This window comes from Paenibacillus lignilyticus (assembly GCF_017942085.1).
Classification (GTDB): domain Bacteria; phylum Bacillota; class Bacilli; order Paenibacillales; family Paenibacillaceae; genus Paenibacillus_Z; species Paenibacillus_Z lignilyticus.
The window spans coordinates 580,227-594,138 of record NZ_JAGKSP010000002.1 but is presented as its reverse complement, the minus strand read 5'-3'; the positions used below and the strand labels follow the sequence as shown (position 1 = coordinate 594,138).

Annotated in this window: 9 protein-coding genes; 7 read left to right on the top strand and 2 right to left on the bottom strand. The window is 48.5% G+C overall.

The window, feature by feature from the left end:
- Positions 1 to 101: 101 nt before the first annotated feature.
- Both I8J30_RS07640 and I8J30_RS07635 read right to left on the bottom strand, forming a co-directional pair.
- The gene (locus I8J30_RS07640) at positions 102 to 1,919 is read right to left on the bottom strand and encodes a sensor histidine kinase (protein WP_210656881.1); all 1,818 of its coding nucleotides are present in this window, start codon (positions 1,917 to 1,919) and stop codon (positions 102 to 104) included.
- Positions 1,916 to 3,472, bottom strand: coding sequence for a response regulator transcription factor (locus I8J30_RS07635; RefSeq protein ID WP_210656879.1), 1,557 nt, complete (start codon positions 3,470 to 3,472; stop codon positions 1,916 to 1,918). The genes I8J30_RS07640 and I8J30_RS07635 overlap by 4 nt, the downstream gene beginning before the upstream one ends.
- Positions 3,473 to 3,625: 153 nt before the next feature.
- Between I8J30_RS07635 and I8J30_RS07630 the strand changes: the two genes are divergently transcribed.
- From I8J30_RS07630 to I8J30_RS07600, 7 genes are all read left to right on the top strand, one after another.
- Positions 3,626 to 4,576 (top strand): ABC transporter permease subunit, encoded by a 951-nt coding sequence (locus I8J30_RS07630; RefSeq protein ID WP_240547897.1) that lies wholly within the window; start codon positions 3,626 to 3,628, stop codon positions 4,574 to 4,576.
- Between the two features lie 17 nt (positions 4,577 to 4,593).
- On the top strand, positions 4,594 to 5,490 hold the full coding sequence (locus tag I8J30_RS07625; protein WP_210656877.1) for a carbohydrate ABC transporter permease: 897 nt from the start codon (positions 4,594 to 4,596) through the stop codon (positions 5,488 to 5,490).
- 45 nt (positions 5,491 to 5,535) lie between these two features.
- Positions 5,536 to 7,323, top strand: coding sequence for a type 2 periplasmic-binding domain-containing protein (locus I8J30_RS07620; protein ID WP_210656874.1), 1,788 nt, complete (start codon positions 5,536 to 5,538; stop codon positions 7,321 to 7,323).
- A 109-nt stretch (positions 7,324 to 7,432) separates the two neighbouring features.
- The gene (locus tag I8J30_RS07615) at positions 7,433 to 9,370 is read left to right on the top strand and encodes a right-handed parallel beta-helix repeat-containing protein (RefSeq protein ID WP_210656872.1); all 1,938 of its coding nucleotides are present in this window, start codon (positions 7,433 to 7,435) and stop codon (positions 9,368 to 9,370) included.
- Positions 9,367 to 10,266 (top strand): aldo/keto reductase, encoded by a 900-nt coding sequence (locus I8J30_RS07610; RefSeq protein WP_210656870.1) that lies wholly within the window; start codon positions 9,367 to 9,369, stop codon positions 10,264 to 10,266. The genes I8J30_RS07615 and I8J30_RS07610 overlap by 4 nt, the downstream gene beginning before the upstream one ends.
- 20 nt (positions 10,267 to 10,286) lie before the next feature.
- Positions 10,287 to 12,215, top strand: coding sequence for a DUF8034 domain-containing protein (locus I8J30_RS07605; protein ID WP_210656868.1), 1,929 nt, complete (start codon positions 10,287 to 10,289; stop codon positions 12,213 to 12,215).
- Positions 12,212 to 13,810 (top strand): family 43 glycosylhydrolase, encoded by a 1,599-nt coding sequence (locus I8J30_RS07600; protein WP_210656867.1) that lies wholly within the window; start codon positions 12,212 to 12,214, stop codon positions 13,808 to 13,810. Before I8J30_RS07605 ends, I8J30_RS07600 begins: the two co-directional genes overlap by 4 nt.
- The last annotated feature ends 102 nt before the right edge of the window (positions 13,811 to 13,912 follow it).

The window sequence follows — 13,912 nt, the reverse complement described above, 5'->3', positions numbered from 1 at the left end:
CCTATCCAGTTAGAATAGGCGCCCTTCTTGTCTTTTGAACACCAAGCAGGCCACTCCTTATCATGGATAAGGAGTGGCCTGCTTGGTGTTGCCTTGACTAATTAAACGTTGCCAATCTCGAGCTCGGCCGCTTTGATCTCATGCGGTTGCCTGCAAGGGATTCGAACGATAATCGTCGTTCCTATGAGCACGGAGCTCTCCATTTCCAATCCGTAGGCTGCTCCAAACAAAAGCTTGATGCGCTCGTTAACGTTATACAATCCTATGCTTCCTCTATCGGAAGATTGTGAAGAGCGGGTCAGTTTTTGCCTGATTTCATTCAATTTCTCCGGTCCAATGCCGCTTCCGTTATCGGCTATTGTGATACGGAGATCATTCTCATTCCTATAACCCTGGATCGTAAGCAGATTGTTCTGACGCTTACGGTCGAAGCCGTGTATGAGGTAATTCTCGATAAGCGGCTGGAGAATCAATTTAATGATGCCATACCCCATAATCGACGGTTCGACTTCGATCTGGTAGTGAAAGAAGTTTTGATATCTCGCATTGAATATTGTGAGGTACATGTTGCATAAGTCGATTTCTTCAGCCAGGGTGACGACCGAATCTGCTTTGAGCGATGCCCTGAATAGAGCAGCGAGCGAATGAATCATTTCTCCGCCTTCGTCATTCCCGTCGATCTCAAGTCTTGCTCGTATCGCTTCTAACGAATTGTACAAGAAATGCGGATTGATCTGGTTCTCGAGAATCTTCATCTCCGCGATTTTTTGCTGCAGCTCGTAGACGTAAGACTTATTAATATGGTCTTGCAGGCTGTCGCACATTTTGTTGAAATGAATGGCGATTTGTTCGAATTCATTATCCTTATTGTTTAAAGGGATCCGGTAAGCCAAATTGCTTTCAACCGTCTTGCTCATTGCTTTGACGATCCGGTTAACCCGCTTGGATATGATGCTAGTCACAAGAAAATAAACCGAGAAGATGAAGAGCAACAGAATAATGGCTGCGATATAAGTGGAGTTGTTAAAAATATTCAGCTGCTTCTTCAATGCTGACTTGGGCAATACGGCAGCATAGATAAATGGGTCTTTATCGGAGCTGGCCATTCTTACCATGCTGTCCTCGGCCAACATCACGGAATCCGATGATTGGCGGAGCTGCTCGAAGTAGGGATATTTTCGCCCATAATAGGTCGAAGACGAGTCGAACACAACCTCTCCATCCCTCGTTAACACAAGCAGATAGCCTTTCATGTCTTTGCCGAACTGATCGATGGTATATTGCAGATCGTCCATCCCGAATTCTACGATGAAACGGCCAAGAAAGAGGCTGGAGCTCGGGTAGTAAAAGTTACTGGCGACGTCAAAGTAGTTCTTGGATGCTTGGGAGGCCATATATTCCCCCGGATGGGCAGGAATGATAAAGCTTTCCTGTGACGCATCCCGTAAACGGGGCATGTTCTGCAGGATCGCTTCCGTATGGTCAAAAAATGCATAGTCCAAATCATACATGTACAAATAAGCCTTCTGCGAATGGCTGTTATAGAAGATGAGGCTGTTAATGTTAGGGTCAAGGCTCAATAGGTCTTCGAGTTTGTAAGCCATGTTCTTTCTCTCATAGGAGTCTAAAGGCGCAGATTCTGACTGGTCTGTAACGTCCATCATACTCATGATATAAGCAAATAACTGTTCGTCGTCGTATATTTTGAGCAGGATGTCTTTAATCGTCTTTGTACGGTCGTTCATCGTATTCTGCAGTGCTGCGATAATTTGCTGATGGATTCCGATTTGTCCTTCCTTCAGCAATGCGTAGGAGTTTCTGGACACATACCCCGTGAAAATATAGAGGGCAACGGATAGAACCAGAATATAGAGCAGCAGGATTCGGGTAAACAGCTTGATACGTATTCGTTTTTTCATTTGAATTCAGCCGGTGACACACCGGTCGCCTTTTTGAAAATTTTATAAAAATGGCTTGGTTCCAAGTAACCGACTTTGGCTGCTATGTCCGTCATTTTCATGTCGGTTTGCATCAGCAGTTCCTTGGCCTTCTCGATTCGCAGATGGTTCAGGTAGCTGCTGAACAAGATCCCGGTTTCTTTCCGGAACAGCTGACCCAAATAAGACGCATTAATATTGAATTTATAGGACAACGTCTTTAGCGATAAATCTTGATTGGAGTGCTGCAAGACATAGTCCAAGATCGGTTTTATCGTCGCGTTGGCAGTGCCGCTCTTATCGCCGAAGAGATCCGAAGCGAGGGCAACAGTGTCATAAACAAGCTTAGCTAGATCATCGAATCGGGTAGAAGACTCGAATCGAAGGTAAAGATGCTTGAACTGATCCGGAACATGCTGCGGATTAACAACTGACTTTTTCACGGTGTTGGCGATTTGAAACAGCAGCTCAAGCAATGCATTCTTGAGCTGTAAAAGCGGGAGATGCGATGCGTCTTGTAGACCTTCTAACGCTGCCCGGGTCAATTCCAAACACTCTTCTTTCCTTCCAGCCAAGATCAGGTTATTAATGGTTTCATAAGGAAAGCTCGGTAGCTGTTCTTGTCCGGAGTGGTTCTTCGTATCATCGTCGGAATCGATCAGACTGTTCGGAGGCAATAGAAAACTGTAGCCTTGCAGCTCTTTGGCGGACTGATAGCTGAAATCTGCGCCAAGCAGATCGGTTGTCCGTTGCCCGATCGTGATTAAGATTTGGAGGTCGTTTCGAGCTTTAATCTCGGAAAGAAATAGCTTTAGCTGGCCAAGAAGGGGAGCGCCGTCGCTTGCTTCAGTGGGTTCAGAGAATATGGCAACCACGTCGTGAGAAGAGTCGCAGAAAGACAAACGCAGCGTTTCGTGGTTAAACCATTGAGCCAGTTGATCGCGGATCATTAAGGCAACCCTGTGCTTCTGCGCGTTATCTTCGCCGCTCAGTACTTTAATTAACGCAATGCGAAAACAATCGAGATTTAGCTCGATTTGAGCGATTTGTGATTTCTCTTTCAATTCGGCTCTTGAGATTGAACCTGTCACCCATCGAAGCAGGAGGTTCTCGCGAAATGCATTCAACTGTTCGGCAAGTCCGATCTGACGGTTCGCGGTATCCTGCAGTTTCTCGACTATCGCTGAGATGCTTGCAACGAATTCGTTCTTATCCAGCGGTTTCAGCATGTAATTCTCGACACCAAGCTTGACGGCTTGCTTCACATATAAGAAATCGTCATGGCCGCTCAGGATAACAATCCTGATGTCCCATCCGCGTTGATGGATGCTGCGAATGAGTTCGATTCCATCCATTTGCGGCATACGAACATCCGTAATCAGAAGATGGACATGGTGTTTCTCCATCAACTCAAGGGCTTCAATTCCGTTGTAAGCGTCTCCAATAACTTCAAGGCCAAAATCATCCCAAACGGTCGATTTCCTCAATGCTTCGACTACGATCGGTTCATCATCTACGATCACCACGTTATACATGTGACAGGTCCCTCCAGTTAGCATCTAAGATAGCACAATTGATGATCGTGTGAAAAGGCTCTAGAGTTTTGACAGTTCGATTGAGAGTTTTGACAATTGAGCGTCATCCTCCATCTCCGTTACCATTAGTGTTAAGGGAGGTGACACTCAACCATGAGCAGCACAGCAAGCAGTAAAACTGTAACCGTTTCCGAGAAGGAAGGCAAGAAACTGTTTTATATGGCTTTGCCATTCATAGCGCTGGTATTTGTCTTCAGCTACCTGCCTCTGTACGGATGGATGTACGCGTTCTTCGATTACAAGCTCGGCCATAAGTTGTTCGATTCGGAGTTCAAAGGGTTCTTCTTCTTCAAAATGATTTTAAGCGATCCGATCACAGTCGACGAAGTGAAACGGATTATGTCGAATACGCTAGGCATTAGTTTCTTAAGTTTGCTCGTTCAAGTATTGCCGCTACTATTCGCGTTATTCCTCGTGGAGATGAAGTTTGAACCGCTGAAGAAAGCCATTCAAACGTTGACGACGCTTCCGAATTTCTTAAGCTGGCCGTTAGTGTATGCGTTCGCATTCTCCATGTTCTCGGAATCCGATGGCTTTATCAACAAGCTGCTGATACAGCTCCATATCATTGAAGATCCGATCAGCTTCTTGGTTAGTTCGAGCCATGTCTGGTTGACTCAAACGGCGTACTTGGCTTGGAAAACGATCGGTTGGACAGCCATTATTTACATTGCCGCCGTTACTTCGATAGACAACGAGCTGTATGAAGCGGCCAGGATCGACGGCGCCGGGAGGTTCCGGATCATGTGGTCCATCACGGTACCGCATTTAATGCCTACCTTCTTCGTACTGATGATGCTTAGCATAGCCAACTTCCTGAATAACGGCCTCGATCAGTACTTGGTTTTCCAGAACGCGCTGAACACCGATTCCATCGAGGTGCTCGATCTCTATGTCTATAATGTCGGCATACGAAACGGCATGTCAGGCTATAATTATTCGTTTGCCACGGCGGTCGGCATTTTGAAGTCGGTTGTCAGCATTGCGCTCTTGTTCTCGGTGAACTTTGCCTCGAAGAAGGTTCGCGGAGAAGGAATCATTTAAAGAGGGGATTGCCCATCATGAAACAAAAGGCATCATTCGGGAGCTTCAGCTTCAGCTTCATCAATAGTACGGCGTTTATCCTGTTCGCGCTGTTATGTATTTTTCCCTTGTATTACATCTTCGTGCTCACTGTGAGCGACAACAAATGGGTAGCTTCCGGGGCGCTGGTCGTATTCCCGAAGGGGTTTAATATCCAGAACTATATTCAAGTACTAAAGCTTGACGGAATTGGCATGGCGCTATGGATTACGATTCTCAAAACGGTTGTCGGTACAGCCTGTACGCTCGCAGGCTCGTCATTCCTTGCATTCTTGTTCACAAAGCCCCACATGTTTATGCGGAAATTTCTATACCGGTTCGTGCTGGTCACGATGTACTTTAATGCAGGCTTGATTCCATGGTTTATCAACATAAAAAACCTTCATCTGATGAATACGTTCGCCGTTTATATCATTCCGTACATCGTTGCTCCGTTCTATATCATTCTGATCAAGACGTTTCTGGAGAGCATCCCGAGCGCATTGGAGGAGTCAGCGCAAATCGACGGAGCCGGTATATTTCGGGTATTCTGGAGCATCTTAGTACCGCTGTCCAAACCGATTCTGGCCACGGTTGCCGTATTCGAATCGGTCAATCAATGGAATAACCTGCGCGATAATTTGTTTCTCATCACAGATTCACGGTTAAACACGCTGCAATTTGTCTTGTACAAGTTCATGTCGGAAGCGGATGCGTTAGCCAGCAAAATTATGGTTAACGGCGGAGCGGGCCTATCGGCCTCGAATTTTACGCTCACACCGACCGCGGTCAGCATGACGATTGCCATGGTTGTTATTCTCCCGATTGTCTGCATCTATCCTATTATGCAACGTTATTTTACCAAAGGGATTATGCTAGGCGCAGTGAAAGGGTAGAACTACAATATAGACGCATGTATACAAATGGGGAGGCACACAAGAATGAAGAAGAAGGTTTCAGCTTTAGCGGCGGTGACAATCGCTACGATGCTCACTGCAAGTTTGGCTGGCTGCGGAAGCTCGAACACGGGGAATAACGGTAATGTTAACGGAAACACGAAGAGCGATACGGCTTCGAACGACAAGTCGAACGCGGCGAATTCGAATAACACGACGACTGAAACTGAGGAGAAGGCGCCGCTTGAACCGGTCAAAATTTCGGCGTTGATTGGCCCAAGCAGCCTTTCCGGCGTTCAGAGCGATGAGATTTCAACAGAGATCTTCGAGAAGAAATTCGGCTTGAAAATCGATCATATCTTCGCCGGCGATAAATTCGACGAAAGGCTCTCCGCAATCATGGCAAGCGGCGATATGCCGGACCTGATCGAGTTCAAGGATAAAAAGCAATTCGAAAGCGCTGTCAAGGCAGGCGTTCTGATGTCCTTGGATGATCTGGTCGCGCAGTACGGCCCGGACATCACGAACAATCTGCCCTCGATGCTTCAATACATGAGAGACAATTATAGCGATGGATCAGGCAAGCTGTATGGCTTGGCATCGCAAATCGGCGTCAGTCAGCCAACGAACCTTCTTCATATGGCTCTCTATTCCAGATATGATCTCTACAAGAAAGCCGGATCTCCGGAACTGAAAACCTTTGACGATCTGCTAAACACATTGAAAACGATGCAAGCGGAATATCCGAAGAATGACAAAGGTCAGAAAGTATATCCATTGCAGCTGTGGAGCGATTGGGATTCCATCAGTATGAGCTTGGTCGACTTTACGATACCGGGATACATGGGTGTCAGCGCAAACTCGGGAACGCTGCAATTCACGGAATACGATCCAACTACCAAACAGCTTAAGAGCGTATTTGATCCTTCCAGCGATTACATGAAAGGCGTGGAATTCTTCCATAAAGCGAACCAACAGGGTATCCTTGATCCGGATTCGATCTCCCAAAAATGGCCGAATGCAGAAAGCAAAACGAAAGAAGGCCGCGTACTGACAACGATGTGGGGCTGGCAATCGCAAATCTTTAACGGCAATGATCTCGTCAAATCCAATCCGATGGCAGGCATGATTCCGCTGTTCCCGAAAGACGAAGCGAAAATGCTTGTACAAGCAGAATTGCCGGTCGGCGGCGGTTACGTATTCGGCATCGGTAAAAATTCCAAAAATGCGGACCGTATTATCCAGCTGCTGAACTATTCCGCAACGGTACAGGGTTCGACTGAGCTGATGAACGGCGTCGAAGGCAAGGCTTGGACGCTCAATAACGGGAAAGCCGAGTATGCGCCCGAATACTTGGAAAAAGTGGCGAAGAACGATCCTTCCACAGCCGGCTACGAAAGCTTCTTGATGCTAAACAAATGGAACATCGATCCAAGAACGAACGAGTCGATCACGCATGAAGGCTGGTCGCAGTTCGTGAAGAAAAACCTGACGTCGGCCGAGCAGGAGTGGGCAACCGCGAATAATTCGTTGAATGTGTATGACTATGCCAAGAAGAATCTGACGGTTGTTCAAGACGATGGCGTAGTGGCACTCGCAGGAGCTCCATCGGATGATATCAAGGTTATCCAGCAGAAGCTGGGTGAAATTCTCAAAACGATGTCATGGAAAATGGTATACGCGAAGAATGACGCGCAATTCAACGAGCTTAAGCAAGAGCTGATCGATAAAGCAACACAATTAGGTGCGGATAAAAACTTCCAATGGGCTCAAACCGAGCTGGCTGCCGCATCTGCAAAAGCATCCAAATATACAGAATATCACGTTCAATAACAGACTGATTTATCCATAAGCGCATTGGGTGCCGCGGCTATATTTGGAATCTACGGGCTCCAAATATAGCCGCTTTCTATTTAAGAACGGGTTGAAGGAGACGTTGAATTTGAATTATTACGTATCTGTTCATGGTAGTGATTGTAATCCGGGTACGGAACAAGAACCGTTCGCAACGCTTGCGAAGGCGCGCGACGGCGTTCGCTCCATTAATGGCCTGATGACGAAGGATATCGTCGTTTATATACGAGGTGGCATCTATTATCTGGATAGCGAGTTCGTGCTTGACGAACGAGATAGCGGTTCAAACGGATTTAACGTACAGTACCGCAATTACCCCGGCGAAACGCCGATTCTTTACGGAGGACAGCGCATTACAAACTGGGAGCACATCAAATTTAGCGTCTATAAAGCGAAGGTTGATCGAAATTGGTCCTTTCAATCCTTAATCGAACACGATGAATGGGGGATTCGTCACGCAAGCAGCGCACTTACGGGTCCGGGGCAGTGGCATTTGGATACACAAGAAGGAGAACTGTTCTATTGGCCAAGAAGCGCAGATATCTCGAACGCGGTAATTGCCGCACCGACCATGACAGATATGTTCCGACTGGTTGGAAGCTCGCCTTCTGCCCCGGTAAAGAACATTCAAGTTATTGGACTGCAGCTTCAATTAACGGATACGATCCAACAATTTGATTATGTGGACTCCATTGATTTTGTAAACGGCAACGCAGAGCGTGAAGAGACAAAGCACGGTCTCATTTATATGGAAAATGCGGAATCCATTAAGGTTGTGAATTGCAAGCTCTTGAATGCCGGCGTGTGCGGAATATGGCTCAACAAGCATGCACAGCATAACGAGATTTATGGAAACTGGATTGAAGGATCCGGTTTAAACGGAGTTTATTTAACGGGTTGGTCCTTTGACCGGGGACCGTTTCTGTCCGCAGAAGATGCTTATGTCAACAAGTTCAATATCGTATCCAACAATTTCATCTTTGACAGCGGCAAATTCGAGCTGACGCGAGGCTCCGGTATACAGCTTCATCAAAGCGGTGACAACGAGATCTCGCATAATCGTATTTTGAGAGCGCCGAGATATGGCATTTCAATGAAAGGCGATCGTTACGGAGTCCTCGAAAATCATGGATCTATCTATGGGATCTCGGTGACTAGAGACAATCGCTATGATTTTCTTTATACCCGAAATAATCGGATCTTGTTTAATGACATCTCCAACGTGATGACGAACTCCGAGGACGGAGCAGGCATTGAATCTTGGGGAGTAGGTACGGGGAATGTATACGATCATAACTGCGTACACGACTTTGTCAATCTCAACCACTGGCGCAACTGGTTCGGCGGCATCTATTTGGATGACTGCTCGGATTACATGACAGTCACGAATAACATCGTATATGGAATACACGGCGGTCATGCTTTCGGCATTATGGAGAAAGGAATTGAAAATCGGGTAATTAATAACATTATTGCGAATAACGGTCTGACATGGGCGATCTGGATGCAAGAATTTGCCGAAGTCTCTTATGGTTTGAAGCTTGGCTGCAACATCCTATACAACAATAATACGACCGCGATTTATGGCTTCGAACACCTTCCCGAAGGTTTTGCGGGGAATCCCGTTTATACATCAGTTTATGATGGTGAGCTGCCGGAGAGGATTGCGGGCTTCGATCATAATCTCATTTACGAGCCTATTGGTTCAACAGATGTGCTTATGGGCGATAAAAGTACCGTTTATCTCTCGTATGAGAACTGGAAGGCGGCTTACGGACACGATGCACACACCGTACTCGGCAAGGATCCGCTCTTCGTGGATGCCGAGAACGGCGACTTCAGACTTCGTCCGGACTCGCCGGCTTTGGCGCTCGGTTTTACACCGATCGATCAGAGCTTGATCGGTCTGAAGAGCGATTTCCCTTGGGAGCCAATTCAAACAACGCCTGTCAGCGCGTTAATAGAAGCTAATGGTATTCGAAATCTTCCTCGTTTACATCAAGCAGCGAAAGAGGTAACGCTATGATTTATACAACATTCGGCCGAACCGGACTTAGCGTCTCCAAGCTCGGCCTTGGCGGTGCACCGCTTGCAGGCGACTTCGGCAGGACGGATGAAGCGGAGGTGCAGAGCCTCATTCACGAAGCAATCGATTCAGGTATTAATTTTATCGATACCGCGCCTAAGTATGGCATGGGCGAATCCGAACGCCGGATCGGCAAAGCGCTTATCGGACGCAGAGATAAAGTTATTCTCGCTTCAAAAGCGGTCCGTTCGGATCTTCGCTACGATTACGATAGCACGATCCGTTCCGTTGAAGAGAGCTTACAGAGGCTGCAAACCGACTGGATCGATATCCTGCAGCTGCACGATGTGGAAACGCAACCGGTCGATCTCATTATGAACGAAACTGTTCCTGCGCTCGAGAAGCTGAAACAGGATGGGAAAATTCGATTCACAGGCGTAACGACGCGTGTTCTTCCTCTACTAATGGACTATATGAGAACAGGCAGCTTCGATGCCATTCAATTCTATACCCGTTATATGCTGATCGATCATACGGCTAAGGATGAAGTGATGCCTCTTGCGCAGGAAACCGGTATCGGCGTCATCAACGGCAGCGTTCTTGGACTGGGCATGCTGGCGGATGCTCCCGCTCATTTTCTGGAAGAGGCCATCTCGCGTAAAGCGCAAAGCCGCATCGACCAGCTGCAATTCCTGCGCAAGTCGGAGCCAAAGGGTCTTATTGAACCGGCCATGCGGTTTAGCATAAGCCATCCAACTATTCATGTGACATTAACGGGAACATCCTCGCGAACGTCTCTTCGAACGAACCTGTCCTATTGCGATGGAAAGGGCTTGGAAGAGGAAGAACTCCAGCGCGTCTATGATCTGTTCCAAGGTCAGCCATTGTTTGACTAGTTCTTAGAGGAGTGAATGTAATGACATCAAGCATTAACGTGATGGCTAAAGTACGCGCGGAGACACGTGTCGTTCCTCCGCAATGGGCGCTTCAGGAGCAGCAGCTATTCGAAACCTTGAACAAGGCGGCCAAGGAGTTCGTCGAGCGTTACACGCATTCGGATGGGACGCTCATTTGGTTTGATCATTGGCCGGGTATGGACGGATCGGACGATCCTTACGAGGGCTTCATGAACCTGGCACTGCTCTATGTGCTTGGCGGAAGCAGCGAGCTTTATGAAGTGTCGCGCAAAATCTGGGACGGTATCACCTGGCAGTGGACAGAATACGGTCAACTTCACCGGGAATTTGATGCCTATTATGACTGGATGCATCACGGAGAAGGCTATCTCTATCTCTATTTCCTTGGGTTGGCGGGGCCGGCGACGCTGAAGGACCGCCAGCGCGCCGTTAATTTCGCGCGCATGTACACAGGGGAAGATCCGGAAGCGCCAAACTATGATTCCGATATGAAGCTAATCCGCTCGCCGCTTAATGGAAGCCGAGGACCGCGTTTTGAAGTCGATGAGGAGGATTGGAGCACGCACCGCGGCATCCTCGACGATTATTTAGCCCCATATGAGGATATTCCCGGCGTGGATTTCGAAAGCATGAAATGTGCTTGGTCGAACGACGGCATCTATAAGCACATCATCCGAATGATGAACGAACGAATGAACCGCGGCGATGTTCCGCTTAATTTGAATGCTACGGGATTGATTACGCATGCATTTCTTCACACAGGGGATCCGAAGCTGAAAAACTGGGTGATCGAATATGTGGATGCATGGCAGGAACGGACACGTTTAAACGGAGGCATCATTCCCGACAACATCGGATTGACAGGGCAAATCGGAGAGTATAATGACGGCAAATGGTGGGGCGGCTATTACGGTTGGCGCTGGCCGCACGGGTTCATGACCATTATTGAACCGCTGACGAACGCTTGCATGAATACCGTGTTGCTGACCGGGGATATGAATGGTCTGTGGCTTGCGAGGGAGCAGTTGGACGCTAACTGGAAGCTGGGACGAGAGCAAGACGGCAAATGGCTTGTACCTTATAAGCATTTTGATTCCGGCTGGACGGACTTTCGTGAAGCTCTGCCCAAATATCCGATCTATCTATGGACGATGTCGATGGCGGACGAAGACCTGTACCGCGTCGAGCGAATTGCGAAGGACCATGACTGGAACGAAGTTATTGTGCCGGCATTTTCCGGAAGAGATCCAAGAACAGGCCGCGAAACGAAGCATTACATTGGCAATACGCAGCCTTGGTTTCAATATATCCGCGGACTCAATCCGGACTATCCGGGACGAATTCTTAACGCCAATTCCGAGATGATCGGCAACCAATTGGCCAAAATGCGGTCAACGGAAGGAGATCCGCGCAGTTGGACGGAGCATTACAGCGAAGGGATGTACTCCGCCATTCACATTTGGCAGGAGATGTGTCCGCTCTACTTTGAAGGTCTTGTTCAGCTGACTTTGGGAGGGCCGATGCATATTTCCCACGGAGGACTGCAGCATGGCCGCGTGCGATATTTTGACGCGACGGCTGAACGCCCTGGGTTGCCTGTCGGAATTTCAGCCCTAGTAGAGAAGCTAGAGTCGGATTCCATGACACTGCATTTGGTCAATGCGAGCTCGTTCGACGACAGGGAATTAATCGTTCAGGCAGGTGTATTCGGCGAGCATAGCTTTGGCCTTGGAGAAATAATCGACCAGATAGGCGAGGTTCAGGGATCCGTAGAAGTAAACGGGAAATGGCTGCGCGTTTCGCTGCCTGCTGGTACAGGCATCACGCTGCGTCTATCAATGGAGCGTTACGTGAATGAACCTTCGTACGACTTGCCTTGGTCAAATCCAAGTCCAGAGCAACCGATTCGAGGAAGGAGCACGCCATGATAATCGATGCCAAACAGCAAGTCTTCAATCCGGTACTCCCCGGAGATAACCCCGATCCCTCAATAGTTAGGGTAGGCTCAGACTATTATATGGTGACGTCGACGTTTCAGTTTTTCCCTGGCGTTCAAGTCCTCCATTCCCGCGATTTGGCGAATTGGAAGCCGATCGGTCATGTCATTACGCGGAAGAGCCAACTCGATCTAACAGGGATGCCGGACTCTTTCGGCGTATTTGCGCCGGATATCTCATACTATAACGGCAAGTTCTGGGTAGTCGTTCCATACTACCACGGTCAGCCGCGCTGCACGACGCTGCTATTCACGGCCGACCGACCGGAAGGGCCTTACAGCGAGGCGACTATGCTCAATCATCATTTTATTGATCCGTCGATCTTCAACGATGACGACGGGAAGCGGTATTTAGTGTTCGGCGGCGGATGGGTGCACGAAATGAAGCATGACGGTTCCGGCCTCGTCGGTGAAGCTAAGCAGGTTTGGCCGGGAACGGGAGGCGCTGCCCCGGAAGCGCCGCATATCTTGAAACGAAACGGATGGTACTACCTCTTGCTGGCTGAAGGGGGGACCTTCTTCGAACACATGGAAACGCTTTCGCGGAGCCGCTCGATTTGGGGACCTTATGAGCCTTGCCCGCATAATCCTGTGCTTATGCAGCGTGACTCCGGGAAATCAATACAGCGGGTGGGACACGGCAAGCTTGTTCAAGATGAGGAAGGCACCTGGTGGATGTTCCACCTCGGAGGACGGCCATTAACGCCAGGGGGCTTTTGCCCGCTTGGCAGGGAGACGTTCCTTCAGCCGGTGCAATGGACGGATGATGAATGGTTCACGGTCGGAGACGCAGGTGAACCCTGCGTGTCTGTAGTGCTGCCGCAGAGCGAAGTGGCACAAGCACTGGCCTGCAATCTCGAATATCAGTTTACAGGTACCGAGCTTTCCCCTGATTGGGAATGGGTTAGACATCCTGTTGAAGAGGGGTATTCTTTGTCATCCGAAGGGCTTCGGATAGCTTGCAAACCGTTTATCCCATTCTCTCTGCAATCGACCCTCATATTAACGAGACGCTGGCAGAGTTTTGGATTTGAGGCGACAGCCATGGTGGCCTTCCATCCTGAGAGCAGGGGCGAGGAAACCGGGATGACGATGTATCGGGACTCAGATGCTTTCCTGTTCTTCAATGTTCGGAACGGGCTCGGCCAGACGGCGGGCCAGTCTTTTGACGTGAAACGGTTGCACGAGAATCAAGAACACGAAGGCCTCTATTTAGAGGTGGGACAATATGTGAAAGTGCTAAAGACAACGCTTGGAACATGGCGCCTGTCTATACGGCCTGGCGATCGTCTTTGGCTCAAAATCCGTTTAGAGCCGAAAACACAAATTATTACGCTGCTCTATTCGATAGACGGCCTAGTCTTCGAAGAAACAGGCATCGCATTATCAGCGGATTTTCTGTACCCCGAACGAAGCAACCGCTTCTTGTGCTTCACTGCGCCGCGAATTGGCCTCTATGCCAAAGGGGTATACGGGGAGTCAGAGGGTTTTGCTCAATTCAGCTCCTTTACGATGCAGCCACTCTGATAATAAGTAATACAGCAGCTATAACGCCTCACTCATCGATATATAGTGAGTGAGGCTTTTTGTCTGTTATAAATTTCGGTCCGCATGCTTGTAAGCTAAAAT

What these genes read in the sequence shown, in the direction of transcription:
- I8J30_RS07610 (WP_210656870.1), top strand. Translation starts at nt 9,367, where the DNA reads ATGATTTATACAACATTCGGCCGAACCGGACTTAGCGTCTCCAAGCTC.
- I8J30_RS07630 (WP_240547897.1), top strand. Translation starts at nt 3,626, where the DNA reads ATGAGCAGCACAGCAAGCAGTAAAACTGTAACCGTTTCCGAGAAGGAA.
- I8J30_RS07635 (WP_210656879.1), bottom strand. Translation starts at nt 3,472, where the DNA reads ATGTATAACGTGGTGATCGTAGATGATGAACCGATCGTAGTCGAAGCA.
- I8J30_RS07625 (WP_210656877.1), top strand. Translation starts at nt 4,594, where the DNA reads ATGAAACAAAAGGCATCATTCGGGAGCTTCAGCTTCAGCTTCATCAAT.
- I8J30_RS07640 (WP_210656881.1), bottom strand. Translation starts at nt 1,919, where the DNA reads ATGAAAAAACGAATACGTATCAAGCTGTTTACCCGAATCCTGCTGCTC.
- I8J30_RS07605 (WP_210656868.1), top strand. Translation starts at nt 10,287, where the DNA reads ATGACATCAAGCATTAACGTGATGGCTAAAGTACGCGCGGAGACACGT.
- I8J30_RS07600 (WP_210656867.1), top strand. Translation starts at nt 12,212, where the DNA reads ATGATAATCGATGCCAAACAGCAAGTCTTCAATCCGGTACTCCCCGGA.
- I8J30_RS07620 (WP_210656874.1), top strand. Translation starts at nt 5,536, where the DNA reads ATGAAGAAGAAGGTTTCAGCTTTAGCGGCGGTGACAATCGCTACGATG.